17 protein-coding genes are annotated in these 17,155 nt (G+C 72.6%); 10 read left to right on the forward strand and 7 right to left on the reverse strand.

Annotated elements, in window-relative coordinates:
• Positions 1-2: 2 nt before the first annotated feature.
• The 5 genes from P1K89_RS06135 to P1K89_RS06155 all read right to left on the reverse strand — a co-directional run bounded on the left by P1K89_RS06135 (position 3) and on the right by P1K89_RS06155 (position 4,275).
• Positions 3-263 (reverse strand): hypothetical protein, encoded by a 261-nt coding sequence (locus tag P1K89_RS06135; protein ID WP_284615496.1) that lies wholly within the window; start codon positions 261-263, stop codon positions 3-5.
• A gap of 107 nt (positions 264-370) precedes the next feature.
• On the reverse strand, positions 371-1,291 hold the full coding sequence (locus tag P1K89_RS06140; RefSeq protein WP_284615497.1) for a hypothetical protein: 921 nt from the start codon (positions 1,289-1,291) through the stop codon (positions 371-373).
• 169 nt (positions 1,292-1,460) lie between these two features.
• Positions 1,461-2,804, reverse strand: coding sequence for a hypothetical protein (locus P1K89_RS06145; RefSeq protein WP_284615498.1), 1,344 nt, complete (start codon positions 2,802-2,804; stop codon positions 1,461-1,463).
• Positions 2,805-2,881: 77 nt separating this feature from the next.
• Positions 2,882-3,787 (reverse strand): DUF2145 domain-containing protein, encoded by a 906-nt coding sequence (locus P1K89_RS06150; protein ID WP_284615499.1) that lies wholly within the window; start codon positions 3,785-3,787, stop codon positions 2,882-2,884.
• Between the two features lie 5 nt (positions 3,788-3,792).
• Positions 3,793-4,275: a hypothetical protein gene (locus P1K89_RS06155; protein ID WP_284615500.1), complete on the reverse strand. Its 483-nt coding sequence runs from the start codon at positions 4,273-4,275 to the stop codon at positions 3,793-3,795.
• A gap of 335 nt (positions 4,276-4,610) precedes the next feature.
• Here P1K89_RS06155 and P1K89_RS06160 point away from each other — a divergent pair, with 335 nt between their 5' ends.
• Positions 4,611-6,194 (forward strand): phospholipase D-like domain-containing protein, encoded by a 1,584-nt coding sequence (locus tag P1K89_RS06160; RefSeq protein ID WP_284615501.1) that lies wholly within the window; start codon positions 4,611-4,613, stop codon positions 6,192-6,194.
• A 7-nt stretch (positions 6,195-6,201) separates the two neighbouring features.
• Here P1K89_RS06160 and P1K89_RS06165 read toward each other — a convergent pair whose 3' ends face one another.
• Entirely contained in the window at positions 6,202-6,804 is a 603-nt protein-coding gene (locus tag P1K89_RS06165) for a winged helix-turn-helix transcriptional regulator (protein ID WP_284615502.1), read from the reverse strand.
• 77 nt (positions 6,805-6,881) lie between these two features.
• Here P1K89_RS06165 and P1K89_RS06170 point away from each other — a divergent pair, with 77 nt between their 5' ends.
• Positions 6,882-7,376 (forward strand): nuclear transport factor 2 family protein, encoded by a 495-nt coding sequence (locus tag P1K89_RS06170; protein WP_284615503.1) that lies wholly within the window; start codon positions 6,882-6,884, stop codon positions 7,374-7,376.
• A 30-nt stretch (positions 7,377-7,406) separates the two neighbouring features.
• Positions 7,407-7,973 (forward strand): GNAT family N-acetyltransferase, encoded by a 567-nt coding sequence (locus tag P1K89_RS06175; RefSeq protein ID WP_284615504.1) that lies wholly within the window; start codon positions 7,407-7,409, stop codon positions 7,971-7,973.
• On the opposite strand, the gene speB is transcribed toward P1K89_RS06175, so the two are convergent.
• A complete protein-coding gene (gene speB, locus P1K89_RS06180; RefSeq protein ID WP_284615505.1) occupies positions 7,946-8,908 on the reverse strand; it encodes an agmatinase in 963 nt (320 codons plus the stop codon). The genes P1K89_RS06175 and speB overlap by 28 nt on opposite strands.
• 35 nt (positions 8,909-8,943) lie before the next feature.
• Between speB and P1K89_RS06185 the strand changes: the two genes are divergently transcribed.
• The 7 genes from P1K89_RS06185 to P1K89_RS06215 all read left to right on the forward strand — a co-directional run bounded on the left by P1K89_RS06185 (position 8,944) and on the right by P1K89_RS06215 (position 17,093).
• Complete coding sequence (locus tag P1K89_RS06185; protein WP_284615506.1) at positions 8,944-9,963, forward strand: LysR family transcriptional regulator; 1,020 nt, start codon at positions 8,944-8,946, stop codon at positions 9,961-9,963.
• A 147-nt stretch (positions 9,964-10,110) separates the two neighbouring features.
• Positions 10,111-11,412 carry a hypothetical protein gene (locus tag P1K89_RS06190; RefSeq protein ID WP_284615507.1) on the forward strand — a complete coding sequence of 434 codons (1,302 nt, stop codon included), beginning with the start codon at positions 10,111-10,113 and terminating at the stop codon, positions 11,410-11,412.
• A gap of 127 nt (positions 11,413-11,539) precedes the next feature.
• Positions 11,540-12,334, forward strand: coding sequence for a substrate-binding periplasmic protein (locus P1K89_RS06195; RefSeq protein ID WP_284615508.1), 795 nt, complete (start codon positions 11,540-11,542; stop codon positions 12,332-12,334).
• A gap of 14 nt (positions 12,335-12,348) precedes the next feature.
• On the forward strand, positions 12,349-14,340 hold the full coding sequence (locus P1K89_RS06200; protein WP_284615509.1) for a putative bifunctional diguanylate cyclase/phosphodiesterase: 1,992 nt from the start codon (positions 12,349-12,351) through the stop codon (positions 14,338-14,340).
• A 118-nt stretch (positions 14,341-14,458) separates the two neighbouring features.
• Positions 14,459-15,514: an ABC transporter substrate-binding protein gene (locus P1K89_RS06205; RefSeq protein WP_439897953.1), complete on the forward strand. Its 1,056-nt coding sequence runs from the start codon at positions 14,459-14,461 to the stop codon at positions 15,512-15,514.
• Positions 15,511-16,320 carry an ABC transporter ATP-binding protein gene (locus P1K89_RS06210; RefSeq protein WP_284615510.1) on the forward strand — a complete coding sequence of 270 codons (810 nt, stop codon included), beginning with the start codon at positions 15,511-15,513 and terminating at the stop codon, positions 16,318-16,320. Before P1K89_RS06205 ends, P1K89_RS06210 begins: the two co-directional genes overlap by 4 nt.
• On the forward strand, positions 16,317-17,093 hold the full coding sequence (locus P1K89_RS06215; RefSeq protein ID WP_284615511.1) for an ABC transporter permease: 777 nt from the start codon (positions 16,317-16,319) through the stop codon (positions 17,091-17,093). Before P1K89_RS06210 ends, P1K89_RS06215 begins: the two co-directional genes overlap by 4 nt.
• Positions 17,094-17,155 lie beyond the last annotated feature (62 nt).

Here is a 17,155-nt window from a genome sequence, read left to right on the forward strand (position 1 = left end):
GATCAGTCCTTCCGGTGCGCCCAGGCGTCGATCCACATCGTCGCGCAGCGGTAGCCGTGCTCGAAGGCGTCATCGGCACTGCGGAAGTGGTGCTGCGGCGTGTCGACCTTGACCTCGGGCTCGCTCTCCGAGCCGCGGATGTGCACGCTGATCGGAAAGGTCTCGAGCCGGTCGTCGGCGATGGTCGACATGCGGATGCGGTACCCGCTGTGCGCCCCGATCGCCTCCAGGCGGTGACCGACGCGGTGGACCTCGTACTTCATCAGTGCACGCCCGGCCGCCCGAAGGGCACTGAGCGCCCCTCGGGGGCCGCGAACGGAGTGAGCTTGGGGCACATCATTCGCGAGTGTGTCTCGGGCCGCGCGGCACATCAACGGTAGGGCGGCGGGTCGGGCACGTAGCCCGGGTTCGACGGGAAGGGCCGCGGCCGCCCGGGCTGGTGGTAGACCAGCGGCGACGGGATGATGCCGGCAGCGACCAGGCGCTCGTGGCTGTCGTACTCCAGCTGGCTCAGCTGCTCGGGCGTGCTCGACGCACGTTCGAAGCGCGTGCGCTGCGACACCGACCATTCGCGCTGGCCGTGGCCGGTACCCAGGCGCGAGCCGGCCGACGCCACGGATTCGTCGGCGCTCTTCTGCGCATCGCGCGCGGACGGCATGGCGGGCTGCGCCGCCCCGGCGGGCGCCGGCGGCGCGGCGGGTTCGGCAGCGGCGCGGCTCTCGCGTTCGAAGCGGCCCGAATCCGAGCGCGACACCGGCGGCGCGGTGATCGGCGGCGGCGGCGCATAGACGCGCTCGCGGAACACCGCCATGCCGATGACGCCGACGTTGTCCGGCCGGCCGGTGCGCGCGGCGTAGGACTGCTCGATCGGCGCGAACTCGAAGGCCGCGATCTGCGTGCCGCTCTTGCGCCAGCCGTTGATGTCGTAGCTGCGGTGCGGGTCCAGCACGTAGCCGACCTGGTTCCAGTCGGCCGTCTCGCCGGAGACCACGTTGATGCCGTCGACCGTCAGCACCACCAGCACGCGCTGGCTGGTGACATTGCGCAGCCGCAGCGCGTAGCGGGCGCCGGGGCGGCCCGGCACGAAGCGGCGGCCGGCCTGTTCGTAGACCGGCAGGACCTGGCCGCTGTCGCGGTCGAACACCTCCAGCACGGCCAGGTGCGGAGAGGGCAGCGGCCGCACGCCGGAGGCGCTGGCACAGCCGGCGGCGAGCAGCGCAGCACCGGCGATCGTCGTGGCGACCATCGCCGCGAGCAGGGTGCGGCGGGCGGGAGTGTGGGAAGCGGGCATTCGGGGACCTCGTGAAAGGGTGGCTTGTCCACCCTTGCACGGCCGAGGTCCACGAACGGGGTTAGGTCGCCGGCGCCCGCGGGATGACCTTGGTCACCGCGGGAACGGCTTCGCCGCGATCGTCGCGACGTGCCGGCCCTGGAAGCGGGTCATCGCGAGCTCCCGGCCATCAGCGGGTCGGCAGCAGCGAACGCACGAAGCTGCGCGTATGCAGGCCGAACTGCTTCAGCAGCGGCGTGATCGCCGCTTCCATCGCCTGGGTCTGCTGCGGCGCGTCCTTCGCCAGTTCACCCCGCAGGTCGAGGCCGCTTTCGGTGACGCCGAAGTTGTAGCCCGGTTCGCTGGTGTACTTGGGCGGCAGCGCGTCGACCACCGCTTCGTCGGTGGCATCGGCCGCCGCGTGCGCGGCCTTCGCGATGGCCTGGCGCGGCGAATCGTCGTTGTAGACCACGCCGGCATCGAGCGAGGCGTCGCGCAGCGCGCGGAAGGCGGCGTTGTCGTCGCGGCCGGACAGGTGCGCCTCGCGCAGCCAGCGCAGCTGGTAGTTCTCGAGCGCGAGGTGGCGGTTGCTGACGAAGGTGATCGCGCGCGCCTTCGGCCCGCTGATGCCGACCATGTCGATCGTATTGATGCCCAGCAGGCGCGCGGTGCCGACGCCGGGCAGCACTCGTGCGTGGTAGGGCTGCGTCAGGTCCTGCAGGTAGTGCAGCGCCCAGCCGGCGAAGCGCCAGCCCCAGTACGGATGGCCGCTCTTCAGCGCATGCACCGCCAGCGAGCGCCACAGGTGCACGCGGTACTCGGGAAAGGTGCGGCCGAGGAAGGGCGCGGCCCTGTAGACGATCGAGGCCTCGTGGAAGAAGCTCATGTGCATCGGCGCCTGGCTGGCGAACTCCACCGCCGGGTTGCCGAAGGGCTGCCTGCCGAAGCCGTAGGCGGCGCCGTGCGCGGTGCCGTTGTCGGACCACAGGCCGATGTCGAGGCCGTAGTCGGGCTCGTCGGAGGCCGTGGCCAGGATGTCGACCACCGCCACCGGCTCGCCCTCGCGCAGCGCGACGAAGGCGTCGGACTTGCTCGACTCCTGGGTCTTCAGCGGCGTCACGTCGGCCTGGCTCAACAGCGCGCGGCCGGCGCCCTGGCCGGGCCGGAGCTGCTGGAACAGCGACAGTTTCGAGCCCGGGTTGATGCGCAGCGCGGCGACGAAGCGCTTCAGCAGCTCGTCGGCCGAGGCCTGGGGGTCGGCGCGGAAGGCCAGCGCCGCCGGGCGCGCCGGGTAGTTCGGCACGCTGCGCAGGGCCCACTGCTCCTCGGCTTCCAGCAGCTGCTGCAGCGCCGGCGCTTCCGCCTTGACGAAGGCCGCGAGCGACTCGGCCGGCGCCGGCGGCAGCGCGGCCACCTCGGGCAGCGCGGCCAGCGCGGGCCAGGTGCACAGCGCGTGGTTGCTCCAGGCCCGCGCGGCCGGGGCGGCGAGCGTCAGCGACAGCGCGGTGAGCAGCGTGGCGGTTCGCAACAGCATCGGGATCGCCCCTTGCATGGCTTCCGGTGGGGAAGTCGAGTATCGGTACAGCACCTGGCGTGCTCCAGCACGGGCGTTCAATCGAGCGCCACCACGCGGTCGCCGGCGGCCGGCCGGCAACCGTCGGCGATCGGCAACCAGCCACGCCGCAGCACGACGCGGTCGCCGGCGTGGCAGACCTCGAGGCGCTGCGCGCCGGGCACGGTGGCCTGCACGAAGGCTTCGATGGCCGACGGGAGGCTGGTGCGCATCACGCGGCGTTCGAGGTCCTCGGGCGGATGGTCGTCCTGGTGCAGCCACGGCACGAAGGGCGCCAGCGCCATCCAGGCGCCGACCTCGATCGGCGGCGGCGCATACCCCTGCCCGCGCAGCCAGGCCTGCGCCTGCACGCGGCGCGCCGGCACATCGGCGGCCTCCGGCAGCGCGCCGAAGGTGGCGGCCCACAGCTCGGCCAGCCACTGGTTGCAGTTCTGGTAGCGCGCGCTGAACGGGTAGGCGTTGGCGCTGTAGTCGGCAGCCAGCAGGGCCAGCGCACGCCGGTCGTCGAGCGCGCTGCGCTCCAGCGCGGCGGCTTCGGCGTCGGGCAGCAGCAGCAGCGACAGGTAGCCCTCGTGTGCATCGTCGATGCCCATCAGGAAGCCGGGCAGGCCCTGGTCGTAGAGCGACGGCCGCTGTTCGTCGCAGGCGAAATACAGCTGGCGCACCGACCACGGCGCGTTGCGGCTGGCCTTCAGGCTGATGCCGGCATGCGAGTAGCGCACGCCGAAGCGGGCGAGGTTCAGCCCCGAGCGGGCGACCAGCGCCAGGCGCGCACCCGAGGCATCGAGCTCGTCCTTGACCAGCGCGGCGATGCGCAGCAGCCGGTCCTGCTCGGTGGCGCTGAAGGCCTCGGGCGCGGCGCAGGTGCGCGGCAGGCCGGCCTGCGCCAGCGTGGCGGCACCCGCCAGGCACAGCATGGTCGCCAGCCCGCGCAACGAGCGCATGGGGACTACAGCGCGACCGCGTTGGACCGCAGCTCGCGGTGCCAGTGGTCGGCCAGCACCAGGAAGAACGCACGACCGTCGTCCTGGCGCGCGAACTCCGTGCCGTAGGGCCGGGTGCGGGCGTTCACCACGTCGCCCTGCGCGAGGCGCGCCTCGTCGGCCGCGGCCTGCGGCAGCAGCAGCGCGAAGGCTTCGGCACCGTTCGAGTCGTCCAGCGGCTGCAGCGCGACGTGCAGCGTGCCGGGGCGATCGGGCAGCGCGGCCACCTCGATCACGCGGTAAGGACCCGCGGCGACACCGGTGGCCTTCGACGAGCCGCGGCTCGACCCCTGGATGGAGTCGGACACGCTGCCGACCGAGGTCGATGCGGTGGACGAGGCCGACGACGCGGTGCTGGCCGCTTCGGCGATCAGCGGCGTGACGGCGGCGCAGGCGGCACAGGCCGCGAGCAGCACGGCGAGCGATGGCGATTGAAACGAACGAGACATCAGACGACTCCGGACCAGCGACGAGGATACCCGCTCGGCAACTTGGACCCCCACGTCGCTTCGCTCCTGCCCCCCCGAGCGGGCGCGGCCTGCAAGGCTCGGCCGCCTTGGGGCGGCCCGGCGGCGCCACGCCACCGACGCTTCGCGACGCCGGCGCGCAGGCCGTCGAACACCGCGGGACGCGACATCGGTCACGGGCGAGAGTCACGCCACGCCGAACGGGCCATGCCGCATGGCCCGTCCCGCACCCGGCCGCTGGCCTGTTCGGGCGATGTGACGAAGCGGCGCGATCGAGACACTGGACACCACTGAACAACCCCCTTCGACGAAAGACCATGAACGCCCTGCTCCACACCGTCTCGCGCCTGGCGAACAAGCTGGTGCCGCTGGCCCTGCTGCTCGCCGCCGCCGGCTGTGCGAGCCTGCCGGCCGACGTGGTGCGTCAGCCGTCCTCGTCGATCGTGCAGCACGCGGCGCCGACGCCGCTGCAGCGCACGGTGGCCGCCAGCACGCCGCCGGAAGCGGCGGCGCTGTCGGGCTTCCGCCTGCTGCCCAGCGGCCCGCAGGCGCTCGATGCGCGGCTGGCGCTGGCCCAGCGCGCCGAAGCGACGCTGGACGTGCAGGCCTACCTGATCGCCGACGACGTCTCCGGCCGCCAGCTGCTGGGTGCGCTGCGCGACGCCTCGCGACGCGGCGTGCGCGTGCGGCTGCTGGTCGACGACCTGCATGCCGCGCCGGTGCTGCCGCTGCTGGCCGGCCTGGCGGCGCAGCCGAATGCCGAGGTGCGGCTGTACAACCCGCTGCCGGTTCGCGCCGGTTCGCTCGCCGGCCGGGTGCTCGGCTCGCTGCACGAGCTGGAGCGCATCAACCACCGCATGCACAACAAGCTCTTCATCGCCGACAACACGCTGGCGCTGGCCGGCGGCCGCAACCTGGGCGACGAATACTTCATGCGCAGCGCGCAGTCCAACTTCATCGACATGGACGTGCTCGCCAGCGGCCCGGTGGTCGGCGATCTGGCCGGCGTGTTCGACGGCTTCTGGAACAGCGAACGCGCGTGGCCGGTGCTGGCGCTCGAAGGACGCGGCCAGGACGGCGCGGCCCTGCGCGCGCAGCTCGATCACGCGCTGGCCGGCAGCGACGCGCCGCCCGCCGCGCCGCCCGAGGACGTGCTGGGCCGCCGCGCGGTGTCGATCGAGCTGGCCGCCGGCCGGCTGGACCAGGTCTTCGCGCCGGCGCGCGTGCTGGCCGACGCCCCGGACAAGGCCCGCTGCGACGCCGCCGACTGCGCCGCCGGCGCGGTCGACCAGGCGCTGGACCTGCTGCGCCACGCCGAGACCTCGGTGGCCCTGGTCTCGCCCTACTTCGTGCCCGGCGACGACGGCCTGGCGCTGCTGCGCGAGACCACCGCGCGCGGCGTCAAGGTGCAGCTGCTGACCAACTCGCTCGGCGCCACCGACGAGCCGCTGGTGCATGCGGGCTACGCGCGCTACCGGCCGGCGCTGCTGGACCTGGGCATCGAGCTGCGCGAGCTGAGCCCGACCCTGACCACCCGCACCACCGCGCTCGGCAGCTTCGGCCGCTCGCTGGCGCGGCTGCATGCGAAGGTCGCGGTGATCGACCGCCGCCAGGTGCTGATCGGCTCGCTGAACCTGGACCCGCGCTCGCGCCGGCTGAACACCGAAGTCGGCCTGCTCATCGACAGCCCGGCGCTGGCCCGCGAGCTGGCGCGCCTGTCGCGCCCCGACGTGCTGACCGGTGCCTACCGGCTGCGCCTGGACGACGAGCAGCGCATCGAATGGCTCGCGCAGCAGGACGATGGCGGCCTGCGCGTGCTGCGCGACGAGCCGGACTCGTCCGCCGGCCTGCAGTTGAAGCTGGGGTTGCTGTCGCTGCTGGTCGGCGAGGACTGGCTTTGAGCCGTCCCTAGCTGCCGCGTTTCCGGCCGGATGGCGCCGGGCTGGCGGTGCTGTCGTCGCCGGTCACCCGCGGCCCGGCATCGCCCGCCGCAGCCACGCCCGCAGCCGCGGCAGCCGCCGCGGCGAACCGTTCGGCCAGCACCGCCGTGCCCTCGCCGTGACGCCCGCCGGGGCCGGCGCGGAACTCGAGCGCGTGCAGCGCCAGCGGCTCGCCGCAGACCGAGCAGTGCGGCACCGCCGCGGTCACCGCGCCGCAGCGCGCATGCACCACCTGCAGCGGCGCGCCGGCCGCGCCGGCCAGCCACTTGTCGCCCCAGGCCATCAGCGACAGCAGCACCGGCCAGAGGTCGCGGCCGCGCTCGGTCAGCACGTAGCGCGCGGCGCGGCGGTCGTCGGGCAACGGCTGGCGCTCGACGAGGCCGGCATCGGCCAGCCTGCGCAGCCGCGCGGCCAGCACGTTGCTGGCGAGGCCGAGGTCGCGCTGCAGCTCGTCGAAGCGATCGATGCCGAGGAAGAGATCGCGCACGATCAGCGGCGTCCACCACTCGCCGACGAGGTCGAGCGTGCGGGCGATCGAGCAGGCGAAATCGGCGTAGGAGCGGCGTTCCATCGGGGTCGTCGTTGTTGGCTTGCTTGAAGCAAGCTTTATCGCTACATTGACTTGCTTCAAGCAAGCCTTGTGGGGACATGATGTACGCGCTGATCGTCGAACGCAAGCTGCGCGCCATCTTCGCGGCGCTGAACCGCGGCGAGTTCGAGGCCATGTTGGCTGGCCTGGCGCCGGACTTCGAGTACCGCTTCGAGGGCGATTCGCCGATCGGCGGGCTGCGCTCCAGCCGCGACACGATGGCCGCGTGGTGGCAGCGCCTGTACCGCCTGTTCCCAGGGCTGCAGTTCGAGGTGCAGGCAGTCGACGTGCTCGGCCCGCCATGGAACACCCGCATCCACGTGCGGCTGGAGTTCCGCGTGCCGCATGCCGACGGCGGGCCGTACCGCAACGTCGTGATGCAGCAGATGCGCATGCGCTGGGGCCGCATCACCCACATCCACACGCTGGAGGACACGTTGCGCTGCAGCCGCTTCCTGGCCTGGCGGGCCGCGCAGGGCGAGACCGAAGCCGCAGCCCCGCCGATCACCGACCGCGCCTGGCCCGAGGCCGGGCCGTTCATGGCGGCCGGTTGATTCCCGGCCGCGCGGCGCGATGATCGGGACATGGACAAGACCGCCGCCCCCGATCCCGAAGCCCTGCTGTTCACCGAGCGCCTGCGGCTGGAGCCGATCCGGGTCGCCCACGCGGCCGAGTTGATCCCGCTGCTGTCGGATGCACGGCTGTACGCATTCATCCCACAGGACCCACCGGCCGACGTGGCCGCGCTGGAACGGCGTTATGCCCGGCTCGAGCGCCGTGCGTCGGACGACGGCACGCAGCGCTGGCTGAACTGGGCGCTGCGCGCGACGGACCTGGCCGGCGAGCCGCTGATCGGCACCGCACAGGCCACCGTGCTGGCGGACCAGCGCGCGCTGATCGCCTACGACCTCGGCCACGCGCACCAGGGTCGCGGCTACGCCACCGAGGCCTGCAGCCGCGTGCTGGCGCTGCTGTTTCACGGCTACGCGGTGCAGCGCGTGATCGCCGAGTGCGACACGCTGAACGCGCCGTCGATCCGGCTGCTGGAACGCCTGGGCTTCGTGCGCACCGGCGTCACGAAGGACGCCGACCACTTCAAGGGCCGCACGAGCGACGAGTACCGCTACGTGCTCGACCGGCCGGCGTGCTGACCGCGCTGCTGCGCCAGCCGGCCGCAGAGGTAGGTCCAGACGAAGCTCGCCGCGGCGTACGAGGTCAGCTGCGCGTGGTCGTAGGCCGGCGCGACTTCGACGCAGTCCATGCCGACGAAGGGCAGGTCCGCCAGCTCTTCCAGCACGGTCAGCACCTGCGCGCTGGTCAAGCCGCCGGGCTCGGGCGTGCCGGTGCCGGGCGCGAAGGCCGGATCGAGGCAGTCGATGTCCAGGCTCAGGTAGACGGGCGGGTTGCCGTGCGCGGCCAGCCGTTCGCGGATCGCCCCGAGCACCGGCTGCAGCTGCGCCGGGCTTTCCAGCCCGCGCAGGTCGCGCGCGGTGAAGATCTGGCCGCCGCGCGCGCGCACGTAGTCGCGCGCGGCGCGCTCGCCGGCCGAGCGGATGCCCAGCTGCGTGAAGCAGGCATCCAGCACCAGGCCTTCCTGCATCGCTTCGTAGACCCAGGTGCCGTGGCCGCTCGGCTCGCCGAAATGGTCGGTCCAGGTGTCGCAGTGGGCGTCGAAGTGGATCACCGCCAGCGGCCGGCCGAGTTGCGTCTTCAGCGCGCGCAGGATGGGCAGCGTCACCGAGTGGTCGCCGCCCAGCCACACCATGTGGCGCGCGGCCAGCAGCGCCGGCAGCTGCAGCGCCAGCGCCGCGCGCATCGGCTCGAGGCCGGTGTTCGGCAGCGCGAGGTCGCCCAGGTCGTCCAGCGCCTCGACCGGCGTGGTGTCGAACAGCGGATGGATGCCGTCGCACAGCATGTGGCTCGCGTCGCGGATCGCGCGCGGGCCGAAGCGGGCGCCGGGGCGGTTGGTGGTCGAGCCGTCCCAGGCGAGGCCGGCGAGGCCGAAGGGCCGGACGGCGGGCGCGGGGGCGTGTGCATCGACGGCGGGCACGCGCAGGAAGCTTGCGGAGGACAAGAATGCCAACATGCGGGCGAGGGTAGCCCGATGCCGCGAGCCGAAGAATGACGAGCCGAACAAGTTCACTGGAGGCGCAGGTCCTGTTTGCGGGCGACGCCGCGCGCGCGTTCGCGCCGGTCGGCGATGCCGAGTTGCGCCAGCTGCGCCTGTTCTGCGTCGTCGTCGCCGCCGGCGGGCTCTCGGCGGCCACCGCCGAGCTGCAGGCGGACCTGTCGACCGTCAGCCGGCAGTTCAAGGAGCTCGAGGCGCGCATCGGCACCCGGCTGGCCGAACGCGGCCGCGGCGGCTTCGTGCTGACCCCCGCCGGCGAGCTGCTGCACCGCAGCGCGCTGAAGCTGCTGGACTCGCTGCAGGCCTTCCGGGACGATGTCGCGCGGCTCGCCCACCCGCCCGGCGCGCGGCTCAGGATGGGCATCGTCGATGCGCTGCTGACCGCCCCCGGCAACCCGCTGAGCAGCGCGCTGTCGGACTGCGTCGATGCGCTGCCGGACCTGGCGATCGAGCTGGTGACGCTGCGGCCGATCGAGATCGAGCGCCGCATCCTCACCGGCGAGCTCGATGCCGGCGTGCTGGCGGCGCACCCGCCGGCCGCCGGGCTGCAGCAGCTGCGCCTGTATGCCGAGCCGAACAGCCTGTACGTCGCGCCCGGCCACCCGTGGTTCGCGCGGGACGACCGCACGATCTCGTCGGCCGACCTGGACGCGATGGGCTGCGTCGTCGATCCGTACTCCACCGACCTGCCGCACCGCCACCGCCCGCCGGCCGGCGCCACGCGCGCCGATACGATCGAAGGGGTCGCGCTGCTGGTGGCCAGCGGCCGCCATGCCGGTTTCCTGCCCGATCACTTCGTCGCCGCGTCCGCGCCGCTGCGGCGGCTGCGGCGGGTGAAACCGGCGCTCTTCAGCTACGCGCAGGACATCGTGCTCACCTGCCGCCGCGGCAAGGCCGAGCCAGCGCTGCGGCAGCTGCTGCGCGTGCTGGCGGGCGAACAGACCCGCGTTCAGGCCCGGGACACGGCCCACGATCAGGTCCGCGATCCGGCCCAGGATCCGGCCGACGAATAGCCCACTGAAAAGGCGCGCCGCCGCCGCGGATCAGGCCGCGCCCGCTGGTCAAGCGGCGCGCGCCGGCGCAGGATGCGGGCCGTCCGCGCCGCCGTCGCGCGGGCCGAGGTCGAAGTGCGCCGCCGCCGCCCGCCACCCCCGCCCCCCGTGCCGCCCTGGCGCGGCGAGTCGGGCCTGCGCTGGGGCGCGGTGGCGATGCTGGCGCTGGCGGTGCTGATGTACTGGGCCGGCCACCCTGCCGCGCCGCCGTCGCCCGGCGCCGTGGTGCTGCGCGATGCGCGCACGCCGCCTGGCGCGCCGGCGCCACGCCCGCGACCGGCCATGGACCCGGCCATGGCCACGGCGGTCTCCCCCGCGGCGATGTCGCCGCCACTGCAGCACACGCCTGCGACGCCGCGCACGACGAACCAGCCCGGCGTCGAAGTCTGCGGCTGGGGCCGCGTCGACCTGCCCGGAGACGATCCCTTCCCGCTGCAGCGCATTCCGCCGGCGCAGCGCACGGCCGCGCTCGACGCCGCCGAGCAGCGGCTGCTCGCCGACCCCGACGTGCGCGTGCAGGCGGCCGGCCTGCTGATCGGCCTGCGCGGCCGCGGCCCGGGCGGCCGCCAGCGCATCGAGCGCCTCGCCTGGCTGGCCGCCGGCCTGCCCGATCCGGTGGTCTACGCGTTCGCGCTGCGCGCCTGCCAGGGCGTGGTCGCCGACCGCGACGGCAGCGCCTGCGGGCTGCTCGGCCGCGCCCAGGCGGCGCGGCTCGAGCCGGACAACGCGCCGCCCTGGCTGGAGCTGGCCGCCGAAGCCGCGGCACGGGGCGACGCAGCGGCCGAGCGCGATGCGATGGAACGCGCCGCGCAGGCCACGCGCAGCGAGGTGCACCTCGCGCAGCTGCCCGCGCTGGTGGTGCGTGCGCTGGCGCCACCGGTGCCGGTCCTGCAGCGCACGCTGGCATCGAGCATCGCGATCAACCTGCACGACACCTGGCGCCTGTCGCCGGTGGCGTCGGCCCAGGCGCGCGACTACTGCGCCGCCGGCGTCGACGCCCTGGCCACCGAGCCCTCGCGCCAGGCCAGCTGCCGCGCGCTCGCCCGCGTGCTCGGCGACCAGGGCCGCAGCCTCGCCGAGCTGGCGACGGCGCTGGCCATCGCCCGCTCGACGCAGCTGACCGCCGCCGGGCCGTCGGCCTGGCAGCTCGAGCACGACGCGCTGGTCGAGGTGGGCACGCCCGAGAGCGCCGACCCGAACGACCTCGGCTGCGCCGCGCTGGCCTCGGCGCAGGGCTGGTGGCAGAGCGTGGCCGACGATGGCGAGCGCCGCGCGCTGCGCGAACGCCTGGAGGCCAGCGGCCGCAGCCTGCAGGACTGGAGCGATCGCCACCGCCGACACCTGGCGATGGCCGGCGCCGCGGCGGCGCTGGCGGCCACGCCCGAGCCGGGCGGCGACCCGGCGCGGTGAGACCTTTTTTTGCGCGGGCTGCGCCTTTCGCCACATCGACGCGGCCGCGCCGCGGGGACCACGATGCTATCGTTGCCGACTCGGTGGGCTTCCCCTACGCGGGCCACCGCGCCAGACAATGCGAACGTTGCAGGACCCTTCTTTGTGCAGCCTCGGGCGGACCGGCGTCGCCACCGCGGGCCTGCTGCTCGGGGCGGCCGTGCAGGCGCAAACGGCGCAAACGGCGCAAACGGCCTCAACGCCGCCAACGGCCCCACCCGGCGCGATCACGCTGCACTACCAGGAGCGCCCGCCCTACTCGTACACCACCGCCGACGGCCAGGTCCAGGGGCTGCTCGTGGCGCCGACGGTGCGTGCCTTCCAGCGCGCGCAACTGCCCTTCCACTGGGTCAAGACGCCCAGCCAGCGCCAGCTGGTGCTGATCCAGGCGAGCACCCCGTCGATGGAATGCGGCATCGGCTGGTTCCGCAACCCCGAACGCGAACAGCTCGGCCGCTTCAGCCTGCCGCTGTACCAGGACCGCCCCTACGTGGCGCTCACCCGGCGCAACGCCAGCTGGCCGGCGAGCCGCACGCCGGCCGACCTGCTCAACGATGCCGCGCTGCCGCTGCTGGTGAAGGACGGGTATTCGTACGGCCCGCTGCTCGACGGCCTGATCACCCAGCACGCGGCGAACGTGCGGCGCACCTCGGCTGAAAGCGCGCAGATGGCGCGCATGGTGCTCGCCGGCCGCGCGGCGTGGATGATCATCGCGCCGGAGGAGGCCGACGCCCTGCTGGCCGAGCTGGGCCCCCTCGGCGCGCAACTGCAGCTGAGCGCGCTGCCCGGCGTGCCCGACGGCCAGTACCGCCACCTGTACTGCAACCGGGCGGTGCCCGAAGCGCTGATCGAGCGCCTGAACCGCGTGCTCGGCGAGCGCTAGGGCCTGTCGACGCGATGCACTGGCCCCGGCTGTCGATCCGCACCACGGTGCTGCTGGCGATCGCCGCGGCCGTGCTGATCCCGGCCGCGGCACTCTGGCGCTTCGACCAGGGCCTGATCCGCGAGGTGCAGCAGCCGCTGATCCAGCAGCACCGGCAGGCGGTGCTGGTGATGGCCTCGAACGTGCTGGTCGAGCCGCTGTGGACCATCGACAGCAACCAGGTGCAGTCGGCGCTGAAGCGCACGCTGGACGAGCCCTCGGTGCTCGCGGTGCGCCTGGCCGAGCGGCGGCCGCTGGCGCCGCCGCTGGTGCTCAGGCGCCCGGGCACCGATGAGGATGCCGGCCGGCCGATGCGCACCGAGATCGTGCGCGAAGGCGAGGTGCTGGCCGACCTGGAGCTGCGCTTCGACGACCGCGAGCTCGACCGCATCCTCGCCGCGCGGCGTGCGGCCACCCTGCAGCTGGTCGCGTTGCAGGTGCTGCTGGCCACCGCGGTGCTGCTGGGCGTGTTCTACCGCCGGCTGCTGCTGCCGATCGAGCGGCTGAAGCGCCAGGCCAGCGCGATGGCGCACCGCGACGAGGTGGCGCCGATGACCTGGCGCGGCGACGACGAACTGGCCGAGCTGGGCCAGCACCTCAACGAAGTGCATGCGCAGATCAACGGCCTGTTCACCGAGATCGAGGCCAAGAAGGCGGCGCTCGAGACGATGGCGCTGCACGACCCGCTGACCGGGCTCGCCAACCGCACGCTGTTCGCCGAGCTGGCGCTGGCCGCGGTGGCCGCGGCGCGGCGCGACGGCGGCCGGCTGGCGCTGCTGTTCCTGGACCTCGACCGCTTCAAGTCGGTCAACGACCAGCTCGGCCATGCCGCCGGCGACGAGCTGCTGGTCGCGCTGGCCGGACGGCTGCGTGCCGCGGTGCGCGAATCCGACGTCGTGTGCCGGCATTCGGGCGACGAGTTCACGATCCTGCTGCACGACGCGCACCAGTGGGACGAGGTCGCGGCCACCGCCGACCGGCTGCTGAAGTCGATCGAGGCGCCGATGATGGTGCGCGAGCAGGAGGTCACCGTCTCGGCGAGCATCGGCATCGCGCTGTTCCCCGACGACGCCGCCGACCACGAGGAGCTGCTGCGCCACGCCGACACCGCGATGTACGCGGCCAAGCGCCTGGGCCGCGCGCGCCACAGCTTCTTCCGCAGCGAGTTCAACAGCCAGCTGCAGGCGACGCTGCGGCTCGAGAAGGAGCTGCAGTACGCGCTGGTCAACGACGAGTTCGTGCTGCACTACCAGCCGCTGGTGGCCGCGGACAGCGGTGCGGTGCTGGGTTGCGAGGCGCTGATCCGCTGGCAGCATCCGCTGCGCGGCCTGGTGCCGCCGGGCCAGTTCATCGGCGCGGCCGAACAGTGCGGGCTGATCAGCGAGCTCGGCACCTGGACCGTGCGCGCGGCCTGCGCGCAGATCGCCGAGTGGAAGCGGGCCGGCTTGAACGTCGGCGCCGTCGCGGTCAACGTCTCGGCGCTGGAGTTCCGCCACCATCGCCTCGTCGACACGCTGACGCAGGCGATGGCCGACTTCGGCGTGCAGCCGGCGGAGCTGGAGATCGAGCTCACCGAGAGCGTGCTGATGACCGACACCGACACCACGCAACGCATCGTCGAGCGGCTGCATGCGCTGGGCCTGCGGCTGGTGGTCGACGACTTCGGCACCGGCTACTCGTCGCTGGCCTACCTGAAGCGGCTGCGGCCTTCGAAGATCAAGATCGACCGCAGCTTCGTGCGCGACCTGCCGGCCGACGAGGACGACCGCGTGCTGGTGCGCGCGATCGTGCAGCTGGCGCGGGCGCTGGGCATCGTGGTCGTCGCCGAGGGCGTCGAGACCGAACCGCAGCGCGAGTTCCTGTGCGGCATCGGCTGCAACGTGCTGCAGGGCTTCCTGCTGGCGCGGCCGCAGCCGGCGCCCCAGTTCGAGCAGATCGTGCGCGCGGCGCTGGTCGACGCCCGCTGAAGCGCGGCTAGGACATTCCCGGCTGTCGAGGCCGCATCGCGGCATGGGAACATGCCAGGCGGCCGCGCGCATGCTTCTTGCGAGCGGCGCCGTCGACCGACCCCAGGAGACCCGACCCATGTCCGCACCGATCCGCCGTCGCACCGCGCTGCACGGCGCCGCCGCCCTCGCGCTCGCCCTGTCCGCCACCACGCTGCCGGCGCAGGCGCAGGAAACGCCGATCCGCTTCCAGCTCGACTGGCGCTTCGAAGGCCCCGCGGCCTTCTTCCTGTGGCCGGTGGCCAAGGGCTACTTCAAGGACGAGAAGCTCAACGTCACGGTCGACGCCGGCAGCGGCTCGGGCAACGCGGTGAACCGCGTCGCGTCGGGCGCCTACGAGATGGGCTTCGCCGACCTCGCCGCGCTGATGGAGTTCCACGCCAACAACCCCACCGCGCCGAACAAGCCGGTGGCGGTGATGATGGTCTACAACAACACGCCGGCGGCGGTGTTCTCGCTGAAGAAGACCGGCATCAACAAGCCGCAGGACCTGGCCGGCAAGAAGCTCGGCGCGCCGGTGTTCGACGCCGGCCGGCGCGGCTTCCCGATCTTCCAGAAGGCCAACTCGATCGGCGCGGTCAACTGGATCAGCATGGACCCGCCGCTGCGCGAGACCATGCTCGCCAAGGGCGACGTCGACGCGATCACCGGCTTCTACTTCACCAGCCTGCTGAACCTCGAGGCCCGCGGCGTGAAGGCCGAGGACGTGTCGGTGATGGCCTACCCGCAGTTCGGCGTCAAGCTCTACGGCAACGCGATCATCGTCTCCGAGAAGTTCCTGAAGGAGAAGCCGGACGCGGTGAAGGCCTTCCTGCGCGCCTTCAGCAAGGCCGCGAAGGACATCGTCAACAACCCGAAGGCCGGCGTCGCGGTGGTCAAGGAACGCGACGGCATCATCAATGCCGAGCTCGAGGAACGGCGCCTGCGCCTGGCGATCCAATCGGCCATCGCCACCGCGGACGCGCGCACCGAAGGCTTCGGCAACGTCAGCCCGCCGCGCCTGGCGCTGATGGCCAGCCAGGTGGCCGACGCCTACACCACCAAGGGCCGCATCGATCCCGATGCGATCTGGAACGGGAACTTCCTGCCGAGCGCCGACGAGCGGAACATCTTCGCCGGCAGCGGCAAGAAGTGAGCTTCGTCGACTTCAAGGGCGTCTGGCTCGCCTACAACGACGAGCTGCTCGCGAAGGGCCAGTTCGCGGTCGAGGACATCACGCTGCAGGTGACCGAGGGCGAGTTCATCGCCATCGTCGGGCCCTCGGGCTGCGGCAAGTCCACCTTCATGAAGCTGGCCACCGGGCTGAAGCGGCCGAGCCGCGGCAGCATCGTGATCGGCGGCCAGCCGGTGAACGGGCCGCTGAAGATCACCGGCATGGCCTTCCAGGCGCCCAGCCTGCTGCCCTGGCGCACGACGCTCGCCAACGTCATGCTGCCGCTGGAGATCGTCGAGCCCTACCGCTCGAGCTTCAAGCAGAAGAAGGCCGAGTACGAGGCCAAGGCGCGCACGCTGCTGCAAAACGTCGGCCTCGCCGGCTACGAGGACAAGTTCCCGTGGCAGCTGTCCGGCGGCATGCAGCAGCGCGCCAGCATCTGCCGCGCGCTGATCCACGAGCCGAAGATGCTGCTGCTCGACGAGCCCTTCGGCGCGCTCGACGCCTTCACCCGCGAGGAGCTGTGGTGCACGCTGCGCGACCTGCAGGCGGCGCAGAAGTTCAACGTGATCCTGGTGACCCATGACCTGCGCGAGAGCGTGTTCCTGGCCGACACCGTCTACGTGATGAGCAAGAGCCCCGGCCGCTTCGTCGTGCGGCGAGAGATCGACCTGCCGCGCCCGCGCGATCTCGAGCTCACCTACACGCCCGCCTTCACCGACCTCGTGCACGAGCTGCGCGGGCACATCGGCGCGGTGCGCAATACGTTCGCCAAGGCGGCCGCATGAGCCTGCAGAGCAAGCGCCTCGAAGCCTGGGCGCCCTGGGTGCTGATGGCGGCGGTGATCCTGCTGTGGCAGGCGATCTGCTCGGCCTTTTCAGTCAGCGAGTTCATCTTCCCGAGCCCGGCGCGCATCTGGGAACAGTTCGTCGAGTTCAAGGGCGAGATCGCCAAGCATGCGTGGCGAACGTTCTGGGTGACGCTGGCGGGGTTCGGGCTGGCGATCGTCATCGGCGTGCTGCTGGGGTTCCTGATCGGCAGCTCGCGCCTGGCCTACGCGGCGATCTACCCGCTGATGACGGCCTTCAACGCGCTGCCCAAGGCGGCCTTCGTGCCGATCCTCGTCGTCTGGTTCGGCATCGGGGTCGGCCCGGCCGTGCTCACCGCGTTCCTGATCTCCTTCTTCCCGATCACCGTCAACATCGCCACCGGCCTGGCGACGCTGGAGCCCGAGCTCGAGGACGTGCTGCGCGTGCTGGGCGCACGGCGCTGGGACGTGCTGGTGAAGGTCGGCCTGCCACGCTCGATGCCCTACTTCTTCGGCTCGCTGAAGGTCGCGATCACGCTGGCCTTCGTCGGCACGACGGTCAGCGAGATGACCGCCAGCAACGAAGGCATCGGCTACCTGCTGGTTTCCGCCGGCTCGGCGATGCAGATGGGCCTGGCCTTCGCCGGGCTCGTCGTCGTCGGCGTGATGGCGATGCTGATGTACGAGCTCTTCTCGTACCTCGAGAAGCGCATCACCGGCTGGGCGCATCGGGGGTCGCAGGGGAACGCGTGAGCACACGCGCCGCCGACTGTCGCTCCATTTGACAGTTGGGACGCCCCGCGTCCGGTCAGCGC

This window comes from Aquabacterium humicola (assembly GCF_030167915.1).
GTDB lineage: Bacteria > Pseudomonadota > Gammaproteobacteria > Burkholderiales > Burkholderiaceae_C > Pseudaquabacterium > Pseudaquabacterium humicola.

Coding starts and splice junctions, on each gene's coding strand:
- P1K89_RS06135 (WP_284615496.1), bottom strand. CDS start 263: ATGAAGTACGAGGTCCACCGCGTCGGTCACCGCCTGGAGGCGATCGGG.
- P1K89_RS06140 (WP_284615497.1), bottom strand. CDS start 1,291: ATGCCCGCTTCCCACACTCCCGCCCGCCGCACCCTGCTCGCGGCGATG.
- P1K89_RS06145 (WP_284615498.1), bottom strand. CDS start 2,804: ATGCTGTTGCGAACCGCCACGCTGCTCACCGCGCTGTCGCTGACGCTC.
- P1K89_RS06150 (WP_284615499.1), bottom strand. CDS start 3,787: ATGCGCTCGTTGCGCGGGCTGGCGACCATGCTGTGCCTGGCGGGTGCC.
- P1K89_RS06155 (WP_284615500.1), bottom strand. CDS start 4,275: ATGTCTCGTTCGTTTCAATCGCCATCGCTCGCCGTGCTGCTCGCGGCC.
- P1K89_RS06160 (WP_284615501.1), top strand. CDS start 4,611: ATGAACGCCCTGCTCCACACCGTCTCGCGCCTGGCGAACAAGCTGGTG.
- P1K89_RS06165 (WP_284615502.1), bottom strand. CDS start 6,804: ATGGAACGCCGCTCCTACGCCGATTTCGCCTGCTCGATCGCCCGCACG.
- P1K89_RS06170 (WP_284615503.1), top strand. CDS start 6,882: ATGATGTACGCGCTGATCGTCGAACGCAAGCTGCGCGCCATCTTCGCG.
- P1K89_RS06175 (WP_284615504.1), top strand. CDS start 7,407: ATGGACAAGACCGCCGCCCCCGATCCCGAAGCCCTGCTGTTCACCGAG.
- speB (WP_284615505.1), bottom strand. CDS start 8,908: ATGTTGGCATTCTTGTCCTCCGCAAGCTTCCTGCGCGTGCCCGCCGTC.
- P1K89_RS06185 (WP_284615506.1), top strand. CDS start 8,944: ATGACGAGCCGAACAAGTTCACTGGAGGCGCAGGTCCTGTTTGCGGGC.
- P1K89_RS06200 (WP_284615509.1), top strand. CDS start 12,349: ATGCACTGGCCCCGGCTGTCGATCCGCACCACGGTGCTGCTGGCGATC.
- P1K89_RS06205 (WP_439897953.1), top strand. CDS start 14,459: ATGTCCGCACCGATCCGCCGTCGCACCGCGCTGCACGGCGCCGCCGCC.
- P1K89_RS06215 (WP_284615511.1), top strand. CDS start 16,317: ATGAGCCTGCAGAGCAAGCGCCTCGAAGCCTGGGCGCCCTGGGTGCTG.